We start from the raw sequence: 18,359 nt of genomic DNA, 5'->3' as shown, positions 1-18,359 counted from the left end.
GTGGTCGGCTCGTTCATCCAGAGCGCGAGCACGAGCGGCGCTCATCGATGCGGGCTGCGCCGCACCAGCAGGAAGAACTCGACCTTCGCCTGCGTGTAGTCATTCTCGTTCACGGCGGGGAAAGCGGCCGTCAGGAGCACTCTGCGAAAACAGGCTCGCAGGGACATCGATTCGATCGGCGTCTGCAGATCGATCGACTCGACGCTGCGCCCGCGGATCTGCAGGCTCGCGGCGAGTCGGCCCTTAATGGCTCGACCCTGCTGCAGAAGCTCGTTGTGGCATCGCTGCATCTGCAGCTGCAATGGTGTGACCGCATCCCGGACGGCGACTGCTGTCAGGCTTCCGCTCGCTGAGAATCGTGACAGTGTCACCTGAGAAGTCGTAGATGCGACAGGCGGATCGGGTGTTCGGCCGCCTTGGCCCGTACTCCGGTTGGAGATCGTTTTCAGGGGCGTGGCGTGTTCCACGGGGACGGCCCTCGGCACGGGCGACGCGGGCGATGTTGGCAGAGGCGCGTTTTCGACCGTGGAGATCCCAAGGCTCGTTGTCGGCGCAGTTGAAGAGGCCTCTGCGCTTCGTTCCGCCTCGACCGGAGCAGGGCTCGGTACTTCCATCGCCTCGGCGATGAGTGCCGCTGGTTCGGTCGGCGGCCATGTCAATACTGCTGCCGCGGCTCCCCCAGTGCCGACGAGCACGCCCACGACGGTGCCCCAGAACCACGCCCCGCGGCCGCGTGTCGCTGGCCCGGCCGGTGCCGGCTCATCCAACTCGTACACGGCCGGCGGAACGTGCACTGCTGGTTCTCGCAGGCCCGGGGCCATGCCCTGGTACTCGAAGACGAAGCCTATTTCGCCCTGGCTCCCCTGGCGCAGCTCAGGCCCCACACCACTCGTGTATCACGGGCAAGTGTGGGTGACGAGCAGCCCCAGGCGGTGAACGACGTACACCTTACGTGCCCCGATGTTTTTCTCTGTTTGCGGCCGTAATTACAAAGGCCCGACGCCTCGCCCGCGACCCACTGGTCCCCGACAGGCGTCCATGCGAAGGTCCTTTGGCCATGCAAGGACCGGAGTACGCTCACACGACAGCCGGTCGGCCGTGTCGCCGTCCAAGTTGGCGCGCCAAGCTGGGGGTGCTCGTCGCGGTCGTCGCTCCAGGCCTGCTGGCCGACGCGCTGACGGCTCGCGCCGGCGTCAAGAGCCTGCAGCCGCAAGCAGTCGTCATCGGTCGCCAGCACCAGCTGATCGTCGGCGGTAACGCATATGTCCGGTGTAACGATCCCGGCTGCGGGGGCTCAGCCCGACACAACGTACCCCTCGGGAACCTGCAGCTCGCCGTCATATTCTCGTTCAAGCCCGATGCTGCGGATAGATCCTACACATTCAATGTCATCGTCAACGACGGCTCCTGGTTCGTCCCGCCTCTGAGCGGACGTCTTACGCCCGTCGACGGAAAGCTGACCCAAAAAGCAAAGAACGACATTCTAGACGGCGCTCGCGGTCGCTGCGACGATCCCGAGATCCTGGAAGATATCGACATAGACGCTTTTCATGTGAGACCATAAAGAGAGGAACTATGAGCAATTCGGACGGCTCGTTCGAGAAGCCTGAACCCGGCGCCGGCCGGCTTGGATTCATCGCCGACCTAGGATTCATTCTCTGCGCGACCTGGCTCGTGCTGTGGCGGACCGAGCTTTATGGCGCGACCCGAGGGTCGATATGGGCGAGCTGGTGGCCCGCCCTGGTGCTCGGCGGCTTGATCGGCGCGGCGACAGTCGTCGGCCTATCACAACGCAAGTCGCACGGATTCTTGCCGTATTCGTTTCGCTGGGCGTTGCTCGCCGTCCTCTTGGTGCTGCCCGCGTGGCTGGCGCTCTCGCTGCTCGACGCCGGCACGCGCGACCGCACGATCCGCAGCGTCGCCCACGAGTCCCGCCGCGAGGCGGCGCAACTGCTCGCGGCCGCCGACAGCCCCGAGGAACGACAGCGCCAGCAGCGGGTCGTCGATGCCGCCGACGCCGGGCTCAAGCTCGCCGAGGCGCTCGACGCCGCGAAGGCCAAGGGAATCGAGGTGCCCACGGTCGACCTTGTCTCGCAGCTGTCGCCCGACGAGCTCGAGCGTCTCGGACCCGGCACCGTCGACACGCTCGAGGAGGTGCTCGGCATCGCGGAGGCGATCGAGCAAGGCGGCAGTCTGCCGCCCGACGTCGCGGAGGTCGTCAGCTCGGCCGGACTCGATAATCCCAAGGTCATGCTGGCGCTGCTCGGCTTGCTCGCCGCGCTGCTCGCCCCGGCGCTTGGGCTATCGTCCGGCCTGATCTTGAAGATCCTGCAAGCGCTGGTCATCAACGGCTCGCTCAGCCTCGGCGGCCTGCTTCGCGTTGTCCCTGCTTTGCTCGGCTCGATCGGCCCGAACGGCATCGATCCCATCGGCCTCAACCAGCGACTCGACGAATACGGCGCGATGGCAGGCGACCTCGTCGAGTTCATGAATGCGATGGAGGAGATGGGCGGCGACGAAGTCCGAGGCTCGCAGCCTTTCCAGAAGATCAAGGACGTCGTCACCGAGGCGTCCGGACGCCCGGCGGCCGACCGCGTCTGTCCGCCGGAGCAGCGCGAGCGAGCGCGCGCGGCCGCGCAGGGCGACCGCGAGCGCTTGCGCGCCGAGCTCGCCAACCGGTGTCCCCAGCTCAAGCCGAGCGACGTCGACGAACTCGTCAGGAGTGGCCGATGAGCTCACGCGTGCTTCAGTATTTCGGGCTCGGGAGGAAGGGCCGCGCCTCGGAGCCCGCCGGCGCGCTGCTCGACGACGAGGACGATCCGGCGCTGATGATGACGGGCGAGGCGCTGACCACGGCGATCCTCGAGAACATCCGGATGCGCCGTTCGGTGTTGGTCACCGGGCCGCGCGGCTGTGGCAAGAGCTACTGCTCCGAGCAGGCGATCAAGCTGGCGAAGATGCAGGGCATCATTGGCGGCTCGCGATTCTTGCAGGGCAACCGCGAGATCCCGCGCGACGCGCTCAGCGAGGACATGCTGATCGTCGACGAGGCTGGCAAGGTAAAGCTGCTCAAGGCGCTGGCACTGCGACCGCTCGAGGAGAGCGGCACTGTGACCCGCGAGGGCTTCCCCGACTGGCCGGGGATCCCGCGCGGCGTCGGGATCGACGACCCGACCCTGGTGTGGACCAACCGCGATTGGATGGTGTTGTTTCTCGATGAGATCAACCGCTTCGGCGACGGCTTCCTCGACAGCTTGCTCGCCCTGCTCGAGGAGCGGAAGATCGTGCGACGCGGCCAAGACTATTACGTCCCGATCATCGTCGTGGCGACCGCTAACCCACCCGGCTACGACATGACCGCCAAGAAGCTCAGCCCGCCATTGCAGGCCCGGATCACCCGCTCGTTCCGCGTCTCTCAGCCCGACGTCGAGGCCCTCGTCCACGAGATCATGCCATCGAAGATCCGCGACTTCGCGCGCTCATACCCGGACGGCCAGGCGCCCGAGGTGCCGTCGGAAGTGCGTTACTTGGCCGCCGGAGTAACGCTGTGCCTCTGGGGCGATCCGTCCGCCGCCTCCAAGGGTCGCTACTTCCTGCCCCGTGCGACCCGCGATCTCCTCCAGCGGCTGATGGCGAGCAACGACAACCTCGCGCGTGACATGCGAGAGCTGGCGACGCTAATCGACTTCGGCCCGGATGCCCGCGCGATCACCGACTGGATCGGCTGCGCGATGGCCCGCGCTGCCACCGAACGCGCCCGCAGCGTGACGCCGAAGCACCTCGAGGTGACGGCGGTCCACGTCCTTAGCCACAAGGTGCGCGAGAAGTTCAACGAGGGCGCCAACCCCAACCTCGGGATCCGCCGCGATCGCCTGATCCTCAACATCGTCAAGCGCGTGATGAACACGCCGGGCTACGCTGCGCGGTTCGGCCACGCGGCCGCCAAGCAGGGGGTTGCCGAGCCGGCGCGGAACGTCCAAGAACTGTTCGCTCCGATCACGCTAAGTCAGCTCGAGGTCGCCGGGATCATCGGCGAGTTCGGCAATGCTCGCGTGTTCGTCGAGACGCTCGCGCGGGGCTACGCGCACTATCGCGAGACGGTGCTGGTCGGTCCGGACCACGTGCGGGTCTGGGTGAACACGATCGACGGCACGCTCCAGCCGTACGCGACGCCCGGAGATGTGCAGCAGATCGTCGCGCACGGGTTCTGGGCGCTGGTGCGACTGCTCCGCCCCGGGCAGCAATTGGTCGACATGCGGATCATTCGCCTGGTGGGCAAGTTGTACGAGCACTCGTACCAGGCGCTCGAGGAAGCGGCGAACCCCGCCGGCCAGGAACGCGCGCGACTGGCACGACAGGTCATCGCGCAGGTCGTCGACGCCGTCTCGCGCTCACCTGCGAACCCGCAGAACACACCGCACGCCGCACGCCCCGGGACCTGGTGATCGTGCCCCTCTGGCTCGCGCAGCTGGTCGTGTCCGCCTTCGTGGCGCTCGCGCTCCACCTGACCATCTCGGCGTGGCGCGCACGCACATCGACGCCGCGGACAATCTCCCTCGCGCTCTCGATAGCGACGTGCGTCGCCCTGCTGATGACCGCGCTCGACCTCCCGCTCCCGAACCTGTGCGGCAGCGGAGCGCCGCAGGTCCGGCCTGACGAACTGGGGTCCGAGCTCGCGCGTTGGAGCTGGCGCTTGTCGCCGTGCCGGCGACTCGAGGTCGTCGCCGGGCCGCCGGATCTCGCAGCGCCGCTCGACCTCGGCGAGCTCACGAAGATGGCCGTCGGGGCCGGCGTCGTCGTCGACGTTACGCTCGAGCGCGGCGCCCAGTCGCGCGCGCCGGAGATCGAGCTGATGGTGGCGCGATCGAGCAGCGAAGCGTCGCTCCCGGTCGGCACGCCGATCCCCGGGCCCTACACCAACGATGTCCGACCGCGGCTCGGTGACGACAGCGCGCCGGTGTGCAGGATCGACGACGGCGCGCCGCGGCCCGGAGCGAGTCTCGACACGCTGCTCGGCACGCGAAAGGACGTCCTCGGCTTTCATCGCCTGAAATGCTGGCGGAGCGGAGACGACAAGTACGCCACGGTCTCCGCCTACATCGACATCACTGACGCCGGCGTCGTGATCGCCAGCAGCGAAGCGGACGGAGACAGCACGGAGGTCGACTGCTCACTTGCGTCCTCGGCGTATGGCGATTTCAAGCACGCCAGTAGCAAGTCCTACGGTCTCTTGCTGGCGTCCCGGATCTCTGAAAAGTGCGCGATCTTGCCAGCGTCGGCAGCATCGGCAGCCTCGATGCTCGTGCTCGATCGACCCGAGACGACCGAGAGCTGCGACCTCGCTACCGGGTTGCTGAAGCGGGGCGCGACTGTCGTCGTCGCCATGCCCGGCGACGAGTTCATGAACCATTGCGAGAGCTCGCTGCTCGTCAAGCGGGTGACCAACAAGCGTAGCGTCGACATCGCGGCGGGGAAGAACTGGCCCGGCGAGCCGAAGGGCGTCGTCTTCGATCGCACCCCGCGCCTCACCTTCCTCCTCGACGACACGCTGGACAAGCTGGCGCCGGCTCCCACGTGCGTTGTCCTCGACGACAGACAAGCGCATTGCGGTGGCCCACGAGAGGCAAAGCCATCGATTGAATACCAGCAGGTGAATGCGCAAAGATTGTGCGACTCGATGGTCGGTCGGATCTTCGCCCCGGACACGCGCTGTAACGGCCCATCAACAGCGATCGACTCACGCTCAGACGCGCTCGAGTCCGTGCTGTACCTTCGTCGCAACGGACCGCGGGGGGCAGACGACCTCAAGCTGCTCGAACGCAGCAAGCCCGGGACCGCCCTCGCCGAACTCGGCGCTGCGCTCGTCGCTAACGAGGCTCGTACCTACTGGGAGAACGAAGACGTCGTCGTTTTCACGCACATCGACCCCAAACTCTACGACATCGATCCGTTCGTCGAACGATTCGGCTCTCGGGTCCATGTCGTCCCCATTCAAGATCCTTACGGGCTCTCGCTCTCGACGCTCGGGCAGCCCCCCGCGTCGGTGACGCTGCCGACGGAGCTGACACAAGCCCCGAGGTCGCGCTGGCGCGTGCAGCCCGGCTCGTGCGGCTCCGACCCGCTGGCGCGATGCGTTCCGCCCGTTAGCGATAGGCTGGTCACAGTACCGCAGACCGAGGCGATCACGATCGCACGTCCGCACAGCCGCTTCGGCGTCATGCCGGCGCAGACCCGCGCGCCCGTGCGATTCGGCTGGTACAAGTCTGCGGCGGCGACATCGAAGACGCTGCCGCCCGTGCAGCTCGCGAACACGACCACAAACTCCGGCCTGGCCGAGCGCCCGCTCGCGCTCGGAGCCACGCTCGACCGCGGACACCTGCTGCTCCTGAGTCATTCTCCGTTCGACCCCGACGATCAGGACCCGAAGGACATCCCGTGGCGAAAGGCTCTGGAGAAGGAGACGCTCGCATCGCCGAGCGAAATGCAGCTGATCGAGCAGCTCTATGCCGGTACCGTGGACCTCCTCGCAGACATGAACGGGCCGGTGCTGTCCGTGACACCCAAGCCGAACGGGGCGCTGTGGGTGACGATGCTGCGGGGCGCCGAAGTGCTCGACACCGTCGAATTTCACCCGCCTGCTGGTGCGGCGCTCGTCGCTCCGCTCGTGGAGTTCGACGCCGCCGGCCGGACGTTCACCTACGCGCTGCCGGCAGCTGAGCTCAAGCGGTTCCGCGAGTGCGTGGCGCTGCAGGTGAACTCGCCGGGAAAGTCGGGCAGTCGGCCGATCTACGCCTGTCCGCCGGGCGAGCCCGACGCGACCCCGGCTCGCTGGGGTGCTGCGCTCGCCCTCGAGCAGCTCGCCCACTACACCGGCGGTGTCTTCACGCCTGCCGGAGCGCAGCGCCCGGCCACCGTCGCCGACTCGCTGCACACACGCTCGCTCGGGCTCGGCATGCTGTCGTGCCTCTTCCTGTTCGCCTGGGGCCGGCGCTCCGTCCGTCGTCTCGCCGGGCTGCGGGCGTACCGCCAGCTGCGCACGCTCGACGCAATCGCGCAGCGCCGCTACGATCCGCCCGAGGCCGTCGTCGCAGCCGCCGGTGACTGGGACGGCCGTACCTCGACGTGGCCACGGATGGGCGCGTTCGGCGGCTACCGTCCGCTCGAGCCCGGCGATCGCGCCTCGGCGATGGTGCTGCACGACCTCGTGATCCGCGAGCAGCAGGGGACCCACCTGTTGCCGCGCGTGTCCCTGCGGATCGAGGAGGCCGCGCCTGCGGTGCTCGTGCTCGTTAGCCTCGGTGCATCGATGCGGGTCCCCGAGCGCACAGACAGCAGCAAGGCGCTGTTCGCCGGCCGGGTCGCCGCGCATGTCGCCGCATCGACCTGGAAGATCGGCGGCGAAGCCTCGCTGTACGCAGTCGGAATCGACGGCGAGAGCGAACTCGTCGCTCCCGTGCGCCTGAGCCCCGGTCACGAGGAGATCGAGCGGCTCCTCCGCGCACGTCTGCGCCAGCGACCGACGCGTGACGACGCGCCTTGGCCCGAAGACCTGCCCGAATGCGGCGCCGTCGTCTATGTCTCCGATTTTCAATCAGAGGACGTAGGACGGCTGCAGGCCTGGGTCACCCGGCTCGAGGGCGAGGGGATTCGGGTCGGCGGCGTCATGCTGTACAGTCCGATCGAGTTCACGATGATCGAGGGCGGTCGCCTGGCGAGTTCGGGGGTATGGTCCGACCGCGCCGACTGGGATCCCGACGATCTGTTCGCGGCCTTCAATCGCCGCCGCGATCAGATCGAACGGATCTTCGAGACCGTGACGACCGGCGGCCTGGTCGTCGTCGCCACCACCTTCGGTCAAGAGGACATCGAGCTCGCGCTCGACGGCGGGCGTCTGCGGCAGATATTGCGGTGATTCGAATGGATTCGACGACAGTGCTCTCCATGACCTCCGGGACAGGTTCGGCGCTGCTCTGGCTCGCGCTCGTCGGGATCGCCGGCCTCGCCGTCGTGCTGTACTGGCCGCGCCGTTTCTCGGGGCCGCTGACGGAGCACGAGCGGCGTCTGGCCCGTGGCAGGCTGCACGGACGCTCGCTGGCGCTCACGCTCGCCGCGCCGATCTGCGCCGTCGCCGGCTTCGCGCTGCTGCTCCCGCCGCTGGTCCACCTTGAGGTCGCCAGCCATGTGATCGTGCAGGACCGCGACGTCGGCTGCGAGGAAGACCTCCCGCTGCTGTCGCGTGTCTCGTGGACCGAGGAAACGTACGAGTGGGTCGAGGCCGTGTGCTGTGAGATCGATGACGAGGCCGGCTCCGGCCAGCTGCGCTCGGCGCTGCTGCGCTCGGCCGAGCGGGGCTTTCGCAAGCCGACGAGCTGCCGTAAGGACTGCGCCGACCTCGGCGTCTTCGACCTGGTCGAGATCGAGCTGAGCTTGGTCGAGGTCGCGGCGCGCGCCTACCTGCTGACGGCGGTCGAGATCGACGCTGGACCGCGGCTCGGCGATCCGGACCCGTGGGACATCATGATGGGCACGCTCTCGGCGCGGGGCATCCACGCCTGCCCGAGCGGACCGCGCGGGACCGTCCGGAGCGCCCAGAGCGTCCTGCGACTCGCCCGCGCGCAGATCATCGAATCGTTGCAGGCGCTCGAGGTGTTCGCGGTAGTCACCGGCGACGCGTGCGATGTACAGGCAGCGCTGACGACCCATGGGCGGGCGGATGTGGCGTCTTGTAAGATGGTCCCCGCAGAGTCTGCCTTGGAATGCCGGGCGGATGGCCAGCGCGCCGTCCGCATGCGCCTCGTCGGCGACGGGTGCTCGGCCGAGGACGTGATACGGCTGAGCGAGCGACACCACGGGCTCCTGCTGCGCGCCGGCCATGGCAGTACGCCCGTGCGCACCAGCGGCGGTTCGTCGGACATTCGGGTCACCGGCCGCAGTTCGGTGTTCGCCGAGGCGCTGACGCTCATCCATGCGTCCAAAGAGTTCGCCCACGATTTGAACGCCCGTGGGCTGTCGTCGCTGCGGCTGACCGATGCCGCCGACATCCTCGTCGAGCCTGGACCGGAGTCGATCGTCATCCGCTCGAAGACTTCGACCGCAGCACCCAACGAGCCCAGGCAGATCGACGCACAGGAGCTAGCCACGGGACCGTTCTCGTGGTCGGGGATCGATCCACCGACGATTCGCTGCGCAGGTGATCGCGTCATCGTTGACATCGGCGAGGACGTCCTCGACCCCAAGACTCCGACGTACGACCCGACCACGTTCCATGCCGTGATGAGCACGATCGTCTGGGCGGCGAACGTTCTGACGTCGAGCACGTGCGCGGCGGGGCTGCAGCCGAGCCCGGTTCCCGAAGGGGTCGTCGCGCAGCCACTGCTGTCGGCGACAGAGATCGACACGATCGTGGCGGCGATGCGACGCGACCGGGACGCCCTCGGGCTGGTCCTGCTCGCGCTCGCCGTGTGCTCGCTCGCCCTCGGCCTGCGGCGCAGCGTCCGTTAGAGGGCGCAGACGCCGGACGCCTGGGTGGCGCGACGGCGATCGCGCTGCTCAGCGCCGGTACGCGGCGCGTCGGAGTAATCCGACGGGAGCCACGCGCCAGGGTGTCCGAGCGTGATCCATGGGTAAGGTCCATGAGTGTGCTTGCACGCGTCGGGCGTGGCCGAGCCGCGCAGGATCGCCGATGACCCTTCACTCTGAATCATCTGGCGCAGCGCGGCGCACTCGGTGGCGAGCCGCCGGCAGGCGGTACGATCTTCGCCCGTGCGTGTCTTGTAGCAAACACACCACCAACCACTCGGCTCGGGGTCGATGCCTGGCTTGGCACTCCACGGCTCGGTTCCTCGCAGCCCGCCCCAGATGTCGGGCGTATCGTTTAGTTCCCGTGTTCGCCTCGACGTAGTCGCCGGGGGACCGGGATTGCTTGGCGTCGCAACACTTGTCATCACCGACGACGCTGCGGGTGCCGCCGCGGCGCGGTCGTCCGAGGGGCCGTTCGTCGCGCTGCGAGTGAACATGTCGAGCGCGATTACTACGCCGCCAGCCAGGGCCAAAACCGCGATGAGCCCGAGCCGTCGCCAAAGAACATCGGTTCGCAGTGCAGCACCCTCGCTACCGGGCGAGCGCTCGCGTCGTGCGGCGGAGACCTGCTCCGCGACCTCAGCCTTTGACCGGCGGCGCTTTACTTCGGCGGCCTGCTGCTGCCGCGCCGCTGCTTCGGCCCGGGCCGCGGTGGCCCGCTGTCGCGCTTCTTCCTGCGCCCGAGCCTGCACCGCAGCCTGGCGTGCGGCCCATTGCTCGCGGGTCTCGACGGGCACGCCGTGATGCTCGAATCGATCCCCCGGAGGCGTCCCTGGCATGGTCTCGAGCATGATACTGTATGGAGCCATCTGACTCGACGCGGACCATGCCGCTACCGGCTGCCGGCGTGAGCGGGGGCGGAGAAGGTGCTCGGCCGACGTGCGCGCCGCGCTGCTCTCGAGCATCCGCGGCACCCTGCGGCGACGATGAGGAGCAAGCGCCGCGAAGGCCGCGCACGGCGCGGCTGCGCGCATGCACGCGGGCACGTGCTGCGGCGACGAACCCCGTAGAATGCTGGTCGCGTGGCCCAGCAAGACGTCGACTTCTCCTGGATCCCCTTCTTCGAGCACATGGCGGAGGCCCTGCTCGCGTGGCGCGATCGCCAGCCGGAGCTGCTCGCGTTCCTTGAGGAGCTCCGGACGAGGAAGCTGCCGGTGACCCCGCTCGGGGATCGCGACGAGACGGGGCGCCAGTTCCCGCTCGCGGAGATCGACCCGTTCACGTTCCTCGGCGCGTTCAACCGCGGGATCCAGGACGACGCGCGGCGGCAGATGCTGGCGGCCGCACGCAATCTTTTTGGGCTCACGACAGCGGCGCCGACCGGCTTCTCCGGGGTGCCGCTGCTCAACAATCAGCGCTCCTGGTTCATCGGCTATCAAGCGCGGCGCGGGCCCGAGGACGTGCGTCGCCTGTGGGACGTGTACGAACGGGCGCTTGGCGAGGACCCGCTCCGAGACCCGGCGTTTCTGGCGGCGTTCGACCGGGCCCTGCAGGTGTGGGGCACCAACGTCAACCTGACGATCGGGCTGTTCTGGATCCGTCCACGGCGCTTCCTGAGCCTCGACAGCACAATGCGCGCGCACACGGGGGTCGTCCTGCCGCCGCGCGGCCTTGACGCGGAGTGGTACACGCGGATGCTCGAGCAGGTCGAGAGCAAGTACGGGGATGACCTCCCCGGGCTCTCCGCCGCCGCCTGGCTCGCCCGGTCGTCCGACGTGTCGCCGTCCGCGCTGCCGCCGACGCGGGAGGACGTTGACTACTGGTTTGTGGGGTCGTACTGGGACGACGCGCCCGAGGCCGATCAGACGCGGCGGTTCCTGAGCGAGGGGATCTGGGAGAACGGATACAGGGACCGCTACCTCGACGAGGTCCGGGCGATGCGCCCGGGCGATCGCATCGTCATCAAGGCCTCGACGGTGCAGAACCGCGATCTTCCTTTCGACGCCCGCGGCCACAGCGTCTCGAAAATGATCCTGAAGGCGGTCGGCACCGTGGTCGCCAACCGGGGCGACGGGCGGATCGTCGAAGTCGAGTGGACGCCGCTCGATCCGCCGCGGGCGTGGTACTTCTACACATCGCTCAGGACGCTCTGGCGGCTGCGCAAGAAAAGTACGCTGGCGCAGCGCCTGATCCGGTTCGTCTCCCATGGAGAGGCGCAGGACTTCGACTACTTCACGAACCGGTGGTGGGGACCCGGCGTCGCCGCGGTCGCGCCGGCCACAGGCGCAGCGGACGTCGAGCCGACCCCCGCGATCCCACCGTACGGAGCGGCGGACCTCAAGCGCGAGGGGGTGTTCCTCACGGAGGAGGAAGTGCACGTGGCGCTGCGCCGGCTGCGGGCCAAGAAGAACCTCGTGCTGCAAGGCGCCCCGGGGACGGGGAAGACGTTCGTGGCGAGGAAGCTGGCGTACATGTTGATGGCGGAGCGTGACCCGTCACGAGTGACCACGGTGCAGTTCCACCCGTCGACGAGCTACGAGGACTTCGTCCGCGGCTATCGCCCGACTGATCAGGCCGGTCAGTTCCTGCTGCGGGACGGTCCGTTCCTCGAGCTGTGCGCGCGCGCCCGCACTGACGAGCGACCGCACGTGCTGATCCTCGACGAGATTAACCGCGGCAACCTGGCGCAGATCTTCGGCGAGCTGCTAATGCTGCTCGAGCACGACAAGCGTGGAAAAGAACAAGCGGTGACTCCCTTGTACCGCCGGAGCCCCGACGAGCGACTGGAGGTCCCGGAGAACGTGTACGTGATCGGGACGATGAACCTCGCCGACCGGTCGCTCGCGCTGGTGGACTTCGCCCTGCGCCGTCGCTTCGCGTTTGTCATGCTCGAGCCGCGCTTCGCCGCTCCGGAGTACGCGGCCTGGCTGCGCGAACGCGGCATGAACCCGCGGCTGATCCAGCGGATCGTCGCGCGCATGGGGGCGCTCAACCGGACGATCGCGGAGGACGCCCGCCTCGGCCCCTCGCTGTGCATCGGCCACAGCTTCTTCTGCCCGACGGGGCAGGACTTCTCCGAGCTGGACGAAGCATGGTACCGGGAGATCGTCGAGACCGAAGTCGCGCCGATGCTCGAGGAGTACTGGCACGACGACCGCGGCAAGGCCCATCACGCCCGCGAGGCCCTGCTGGCATGAGCGGCGTCCTCGGCGACCACGGGATCCCCGTCCGCAACGCCTGGTACCTGCTGCTGTACGCCTGGGACCTCGCCGCGTTCGCCGGGGGTACGCGTGCCGCGGTCGAGGAGGCACCGTCGCTGCTCGGGCTGCTCGCGCGGGTCCTCGTTGACGCAACCGGGCGCCTGCTGCAGCGACGTCTGGCGCACCGACATCAGCCCCGCGTCGAGCTTGTGCGCGGGATCCGGGGGCGTATCGACTTCACCCACACGCTCGCGGGGCTGCAGCTCCAGGCCGGGCGGACGACCTGCCGGTTCTCGGCGCTGACACTCGACACGCCGCCGAACCGCGTCCTGCGGGCGACGCTCGCGCGCCTCGCCGACGACCCCCGGCTGGCGCCTGCCGTCCCGGGGCCGCTCGCCGTGCTGCGTGCCGACCTGCGGGCCCAGGTGCGGGCGATGGAGGGCGTGCCGCTCGTCGCCGTGTCAGCCCAGGACTTCTCGCGGCTGCAACTCGGACGGAACGACGAGGCCTACATCCTGCCGCTTTCGATCTGCCGCCTCGTCTACGACCTGCGCATGCCCACCGAGGCCGCCGGCGACCACGCGGTGCACGCTCTGCTGCGCGACGAAGTCCACTTCCGCCGGCTGTTCGAGCGGTTCGTGCGCAACTTCTGGCGTACGCATGCGACGGCATACGACGTACGCTGCGAGACGCTGCAGTGGCACGACGAGCTGGAATCGGCGTACGTCCCGACCATGACGACGGACATTACGCTGACCGAGCGGGCCGCGCCGCACCGCCGGGTCGTCGTCGACACGAAGTTCGCGCGCCACACGCTCGTCCGTTCGCTCCACGGCCCGCTGCGGTTCCGGACCGAGAACCTCTACCAGCTCTATACGTACCTTCGGACGCAGGAGCACCGCAGCCAGGCCCACCGAGACGCCGGTGGGCTGCTGCTCTACCCGACGACCGAGCGCGAGGTCGAGGAGGCGATGCGGGTTCAGGGCCACACGATCCGCGTGGCCACGGTCGATCTCTCGGCGTCCTGGCCCGACGTCGAGGCCCGCCTGATGGCCGTGCTTGCGCGCGTCTTCCCGGATTGAGCTGCTCGCGCTCGCCCGCGGCGACGAACCCCCGCGCTCCGCGATTCTCCGAGCCCCAGCCCAACCACGGTCCCTGGGATTCCCTGGACATGCCTGAGGGCAATACCAGGCAAGCCGGGCGTCAAGCAGCCCGGACCGAACACCGTCAACTACCGGTCGGATCCGAACCCGGCCCACGAACCGGCCCCTGTTAGTGCGGGGGCACGTCGCCGTATCGCGCTCCAAGCGGTGGTACAGAGGGTTATGGCGTGCTTCTCTGACCCCAAACCCCTCTGTAACGGATGCAACGAACCTGTCCGAGATGTCTCGGACCAGTACTTGCGGCTGGTGAAGGAGACCCACCGTGGCGAGAAGGCCGACGCCGTCTATCTCTGCACGAGAAGCTGCCAGAAGGCCTACCTGCTGATCGATGGAGAGCCTTGGCCGCAGCCGCGCAGGTGGCTGGAAAGGCTCGAGGCCTGACCAGCTTCGGTGAAGGGCGACAAGGAATGATGGTGCCACAGCTTATAGCTGTCATGTCCCACGACGACAGTGACAAGCTTCCCGACAACATCATCGCCTGGCGGCCGCTGCCGGAGCTGCTCCACGAGGAGCCGTGCAGGTTGCCGCGGACCACCGCCCCTTGGAGTGACATCGCCCGCGGCACGCGCTAGGCTCAACATCATGCGCCGCATCGCGCTCGCCGCTCTCGCCGCCCTCGCCGCCTGCAACAACGGCGAGGGGCAGGAGTCGGGGTTCGCCACGAGCATCACGACGGCGCCTCCGGGGACCAGCTCAAGCGGCGGCGACACGTCGACATCGACGTCGACCTCCACCAGCTCGGCCGAGGACTCGGCGGCGAGCTCAGCGGCGTCGAACAGTTCCACCAGTTCGGGGAGCTCCGGCATCCCGGACGGCGGCACGCCGCCGGACGGCGGCGACAAGCCGCCGCCGGGCTGCATGGGCAAGGTCGATCTCGTGTTCTCGATCAGCTCGCGATGGACGATGAAGGGCGCGCAGGATTGGCTCAAGACGAGCTTTCCGGGCTTCGTCGACACGCTCGAGACGGAATTCGCCGGCTTCGACTACCACATCCTCGTGCCGTTGCAAGGTAGCGGCGTGTGGGGGATCCCGAGCTGCAAGGGCTGCGTCGACACCTGCCCGACCGGGCCGGAGGACTATCCGTGCGGGGCGGCGCTCGAGCCTTGTGACACGGTGCAGGGCGCGGGCATCACCTTCTCCGCGGGGTGGGACGCGAGCAACGAGCGGTGCGACCTTTCCGGCGGAAACCGCTACATCACCGCGAGCCAGGCCGATCTGGACGGCGCCTTCACGTGCGTCGCGTCAGTCGGTACCAGCGGCGGCGGATTGGTCGCCGAGGCCGCCGTCAGCGCATTGGAGGACGAGATCAACGCGCCGGCCGGCTGCAACGCGGGCTTCCTCCGCGACGACGCGCTCCTCGTGGTCGTCGCCATCGATGACATGTGGGACGAGGACAGTGCAGGCACGCCCCAGGATTGGGCCGATGCACTGGTCGAGGCCAAGGGCGGGAACGCGGACGCGGTGGTGCTCCTCGTGATCTCGAACGACATCGACGACCCGGACGGCCTGTGCGGCTATGATCCCGGCGGCGAGCACAGGCTGCGCACGTGGCAGCAACTCCTCCTCCCGAATTCAGTGTTCGGCTCGATCTGCAACGACCAAGGCTACGCCGAGTACTTCGCTGCCGCGGCGGCGAAGATCAAGGCGCAGTGCGACGTGTTCGTACCGCAGTGAGCCCCTGCGCGTAGCCGCAGTGCGAACGCCCTCGGCTGCAAGTTCAAGTCGCAGTGCGACGTGTTCGTGCCGCAGTAAGCCCTTACGGGTAGAGCCGCAGCGCGAACGCCTGCGGCTGCAAGTCGGCGAATTCGCTTCCCACGACGGACGGGTGGCCCCACGGACCCATGGCGAGCCCCGCGGCGTTGTCGGGCCCCTGGCCCGGCCCGTTGCGGACGACGTCCCAGACGTGCGCACCGAGCGGGCCGGGGATGGCGAAGATCCACGCGTCCATGTCGGTGGCCGGCTGCTTGCGCGAGCCGGCGATGATGAGCTTGCCCTCGCGGTCCTCACCGATCGCGTAGCCGATCGCGTCGCTCCCCGGCGTGGACTCGACCCGAACGGATCCGGGCTGGCCCGCGGTCGAGAACCAGTGTGTGAGTACCTGGCGGATCGTGCCCTTGTCGCGGCCCCAGCCAACGAACACGAACCCTCCTTCACGCAGGGCCGCGACGGCCATTGCGCCGTCTTCCTCGAGTAGCTCGCCGGGCGAAGTCCAGTCGCCGAGCGCCTCTCCCGCAAGCGAGTAGCGCAGCACGACCGCGCGCCGATAGACCTTGTTGAACTCGCCGTTGATCTCGCGCTCGCCGACGACGATGACCTCGTCGCCGACGAGCGCCACGCCGCGGGCGATCTCGTCTCGCTTGTTCCACTGATCGTCGTCGGGCGATGCGGCGAACGGCGCCTCGTGGAGCAGCGCTCCGTCCTCGGCCGCCAGCCACCACACCCGGAGGTCATGCGTGCCGGGCGAGACCTCGATTCCGCCAACCACGATCACGAAGGGACCCGCGACCGTGACCGCGAGCGCCTTGGTCTTGGGGTCGCCCGTCGCCGTCCACTCGAACGCCAACGGCGCGCCGAGCCCTATCCTGGCCACTGCCCATGTCGGCCCGGGCCGCGTCGACGCGACGAACACCGCGCCATCGTCGCCCACGGTGATCGCCGGGCCGTTCCCCGCGGACGCGAGCGCGACCTTGCCGAGCGTGACCGGCCCCGACTCGAGCTTGCCCGTCGCGCCGTCGATCTTCACCGCGATCGCCTCGAGCCCTTGCTGGGTGTCGTAGAAGCCTCCTGCGGCGATCGACCCATCGTCAAGTAGGGCCGCGCTCGTGAAGCCGTTGATCGGGCCGGCCTGCACGTAGGGCGGCCAGACGTCGGTGCCGCCGGGCGCGACGTCGATCGTCAGGTCCTTCTCGGCCTGCCCGCTCACGCCGTCGGCCGCGTGGGCCACGGCGCGAATCGTGTGCGTGCCGTCGCCGGGCACGTTGTCCGACGTCACCTCGAACGCGTAGACGGGAACCGCGGGCGCCGCGCCGAGCACGAGCGGCACATCGCCGTCGAGGATGTCGATCGTCGACACCGGCCGCGACGTCGACACCGTGACCTGCACCTCGCCGACCTTGTCCACGGACGACGGGGTCAAGAACACCTCGACGCCGACCGGGACCGCCTTGCCGTCGTCGCCCGTGGAACCGGTCGCGCCGTCGCTCTCGCTCCCGCTGTTCGTCGTTGTCGCCGTGTCCGTCGATGTCTCGGCGGCGGACGTCGTGCTCGCGTCCGTCGTGCTCACTTCGGGCGTCGCGTCGTCGCTGGTGGATCCGCTGGACGTGTCGGTCGCGGTGATCGGGTACTGCCCGCCTTGTTCGAGGAGCTGATCGAAGTCTCCCGCACAGGCGAGCGCGAGAGAGACGGACATGAGGGCGGCGCGGACCATCACGGCGAAGGTACCATGCGCGAGTCCGCGCGCGAAGCCGTGCGGCATCGTTGACGGTGTTCTGGCCAGGCTGGGGAGAGCGTGCATCACGGCTCCTGTGGGGGCACGTGTCGCGTCGGGGGGGGTGGGATTAGAAGCGCCCCCAGAGCGTGATGCCGGCGCCCTGGGGACCGCCGTAGGGAGTCAGGCGGGCGCGTGTCGGGGCGGAGCGCAGTCGTCCGCCGACGACCAGTCCCGCGCCGACCGTGGCGAGTACAGCGAAGGACACACCGAGGCCGATCTTCGCGGCGCGTGTCCACTCGCCGACCGCCCCCAGGTCGCGCATGCGCTGCGCCTGCTCGGGGGTCCGGCTGCCGGCCTGTTCGACGTCGGCGATCAACGCCGCGAGGTCGTCGTAGGCACGTGCACGGCGGACCTGGATCGGGATCAAGGCGATCGCTGCAAGCGCGGCGGTGCCGAGCAACGCGCTGCCGGCGATCGTCAGGTGTCGGGCACGAGAGGACTGCTGGGCGGGGGGCATCTGCGTCTCGGCGGACTTCGTCAACTCGCGGGGCTGCTCCGGCGCGGGGGGCTGGTCCGGCTCGCGCACCCGTTCGCTCGCCTGCATGCAGGCCGCGTCCGGATGCACGACGAGCTCCTTGCGCGTCTCATCACGCAGGTCAGTCGCCTCGGCCGCGAGCGTCGCGGACAAGTCCGGCAGCTCGAGCACGTGCTCGGCGGCGGCGAGCAGCGCGCACAGGTGAACCGGCTCGCTGGTGCGGGCATACGCGACCTTGCGTGCGGTCGCCGTCAGCGCGAGCAGATCGGCGACGTGCTTCATCTCAACCGTGGCCATGAGTCGTGCCTCCGCGAGCTCCGCGGCGGCGAGCAGCCGCTCGATCGACGCGAGGTCGGTGGTCGTGATCGTCGGATCGGCAGCGTTGATCTCGTCGAGGATCGCGGTGTTGTCCGCCGTGGGCGACAGCGGCGGGGCTGCGAGGGCGGGCCCCGCGAGGACCGCGGTGAGCAGGGCGACGCGGACGGGCATCGTCCTGGTTGTACCATCAACGA

Annotated in this window: 13 protein-coding genes; 8 read left to right on the top strand and 5 right to left on the bottom strand. The window is 68.7% G+C overall.

The window, feature by feature from the left end:
* Positions 1-41 precede the first annotated feature (41 nt).
* A complete protein-coding gene (locus O0S08_RS09675) occupies positions 42-302 on the bottom strand; it encodes a hypothetical protein (protein ID WP_269038762.1) in 261 nt (86 codons plus the stop codon).
* An 830-nt stretch (positions 303-1,132) separates the two neighbouring features.
* Between O0S08_RS09675 and O0S08_RS09670 the strand changes: the two genes are divergently transcribed.
* The 5 genes from O0S08_RS09670 to O0S08_RS09650 are packed head-to-tail and all read left to right on the top strand — an operon-like array spanning position 1,133 to position 9,501.
* The gene (locus O0S08_RS09670) at positions 1,133-1,564 is read left to right on the top strand and encodes a hypothetical protein (RefSeq protein ID WP_269038761.1); all 432 of its coding nucleotides are present in this window, start codon (positions 1,133-1,135) and stop codon (positions 1,562-1,564) included.
* Between the two features lie 11 nt (positions 1,565-1,575).
* Positions 1,576-2,733, top strand: coding sequence for a hypothetical protein (locus tag O0S08_RS09665; protein ID WP_269038760.1), 1,158 nt, complete (start codon positions 1,576-1,578; stop codon positions 2,731-2,733).
* Positions 2,730-4,445 carry an AAA family ATPase gene (locus O0S08_RS09660; protein WP_269038759.1) on the top strand — a complete coding sequence of 572 codons (1,716 nt, stop codon included), beginning with the start codon at positions 2,730-2,732 and terminating at the stop codon, positions 4,443-4,445. The genes O0S08_RS09665 and O0S08_RS09660 overlap by 4 nt, the downstream gene beginning before the upstream one ends.
* A gap of 2 nt (positions 4,446-4,447) precedes the next feature.
* A complete protein-coding gene (locus O0S08_RS09655; RefSeq protein ID WP_269038758.1) occupies positions 4,448-7,912 on the top strand; it encodes a DUF58 domain-containing protein in 3,465 nt (1,154 codons plus the stop codon).
* Between the two features lie 5 nt (positions 7,913-7,917).
* Entirely contained in the window at positions 7,918-9,501 is a 1,584-nt protein-coding gene (locus tag O0S08_RS09650) for a hypothetical protein (RefSeq protein ID WP_269038756.1), read from the top strand.
* Here O0S08_RS09650 and O0S08_RS09645 read toward each other — a convergent pair.
* Positions 9,498-10,370 (bottom strand): hypothetical protein, encoded by an 873-nt coding sequence (locus O0S08_RS09645; protein ID WP_269038755.1) that lies wholly within the window; start codon positions 10,368-10,370, stop codon positions 9,498-9,500. The genes O0S08_RS09650 and O0S08_RS09645 overlap by 4 nt on opposite strands.
* A gap of 231 nt (positions 10,371-10,601) precedes the next feature.
* Here O0S08_RS09645 and O0S08_RS09640 point away from each other — a divergent pair, with 231 nt between their 5' ends.
* Positions 10,602-12,716, top strand: coding sequence for an AAA family ATPase (locus tag O0S08_RS09640; protein WP_269038753.1), 2,115 nt, complete (start codon positions 10,602-10,604; stop codon positions 12,714-12,716).
* Entirely contained in the window at positions 12,713-13,801 is a 1,089-nt protein-coding gene (locus O0S08_RS09635) for a 5-methylcytosine restriction system specificity protein McrC (protein WP_269038752.1), read from the top strand. Before O0S08_RS09640 ends, O0S08_RS09635 begins: the two co-directional genes overlap by 4 nt.
* A 395-nt stretch (positions 13,802-14,196) precedes the next feature.
* On the opposite strand, the gene O0S08_RS09630 is transcribed toward O0S08_RS09635, so the two are convergent.
* Positions 14,197-14,742 (bottom strand): hypothetical protein, encoded by a 546-nt coding sequence (locus tag O0S08_RS09630; RefSeq protein ID WP_269038751.1) that lies wholly within the window; start codon positions 14,740-14,742, stop codon positions 14,197-14,199.
* Here O0S08_RS09630 and O0S08_RS09625 point away from each other — a divergent pair.
* Positions 14,741-15,556 (top strand): hypothetical protein, encoded by an 816-nt coding sequence (locus tag O0S08_RS09625; RefSeq protein WP_269038750.1) that lies wholly within the window; start codon positions 14,741-14,743, stop codon positions 15,554-15,556. The genes O0S08_RS09630 and O0S08_RS09625 overlap by 2 nt on opposite strands.
* 82 nt (positions 15,557-15,638) lie before the next feature.
* On the opposite strand, the gene O0S08_RS09620 is transcribed toward O0S08_RS09625, so the two are convergent.
* Positions 15,639-17,396 (bottom strand): hypothetical protein, encoded by a 1,758-nt coding sequence (locus O0S08_RS09620; protein WP_269038749.1) that lies wholly within the window; start codon positions 17,394-17,396, stop codon positions 15,639-15,641.
* Between the two features lie 43 nt (positions 17,397-17,439).
* Positions 17,440-18,336, bottom strand: coding sequence for a hypothetical protein (locus tag O0S08_RS09615; protein WP_269038748.1), 897 nt, complete (start codon positions 18,334-18,336; stop codon positions 17,440-17,442).
* Positions 18,337-18,359: the final 23 nt, after the last annotated feature.

The organism is Nannocystis punicea (assembly GCF_026965555.1).
GTDB lineage: Bacteria > Myxococcota_A > Polyangia > Nannocystales > Nannocystaceae > Nannocystis > Nannocystis punicea.
Note: the sequence above shows the minus strand (reverse complement) of the source record. Positions and strands in the feature narration are given on the sequence as shown.

Excerpts from the sequence above, each read along its gene's own strand:
- O0S08_RS09665 (WP_269038760.1), top strand. The coding sequence starts at position 1,576 with ATGAGCAATTCGGACGGCTCGTTCGAGAAGCCTGAACCCGGCGCCGGC.
- O0S08_RS09660 (WP_269038759.1), top strand. The coding sequence starts at position 2,730 with ATGAGCTCACGCGTGCTTCAGTATTTCGGGCTCGGGAGGAAGGGCCGC.
- O0S08_RS09650 (WP_269038756.1), top strand. The coding sequence starts at position 7,918 with ATGGATTCGACGACAGTGCTCTCCATGACCTCCGGGACAGGTTCGGCG.
- O0S08_RS09645 (WP_269038755.1), bottom strand. The coding sequence starts at position 10,370 with ATGCTCGAGACCATGCCAGGGACGCCTCCGGGGGATCGATTCGAGCAT.
- O0S08_RS09635 (WP_269038752.1), top strand. The coding sequence starts at position 12,713 with ATGAGCGGCGTCCTCGGCGACCACGGGATCCCCGTCCGCAACGCCTGG.
- O0S08_RS09625 (WP_269038750.1), top strand. The coding sequence starts at position 14,741 with ATGGGCAAGGTCGATCTCGTGTTCTCGATCAGCTCGCGATGGACGATG.
- O0S08_RS09630 (WP_269038751.1), bottom strand. The coding sequence starts at position 14,742 with ATGCAGCCCGGCGGCGGCTTGTCGCCGCCGTCCGGCGGCGTGCCGCCG.
- O0S08_RS09620 (WP_269038749.1), bottom strand. The coding sequence starts at position 17,396 with ATGCACGCTCTCCCCAGCCTGGCCAGAACACCGTCAACGATGCCGCAC.
- O0S08_RS09615 (WP_269038748.1), bottom strand. The coding sequence starts at position 18,336 with ATGCCCGTCCGCGTCGCCCTGCTCACCGCGGTCCTCGCGGGGCCCGCC.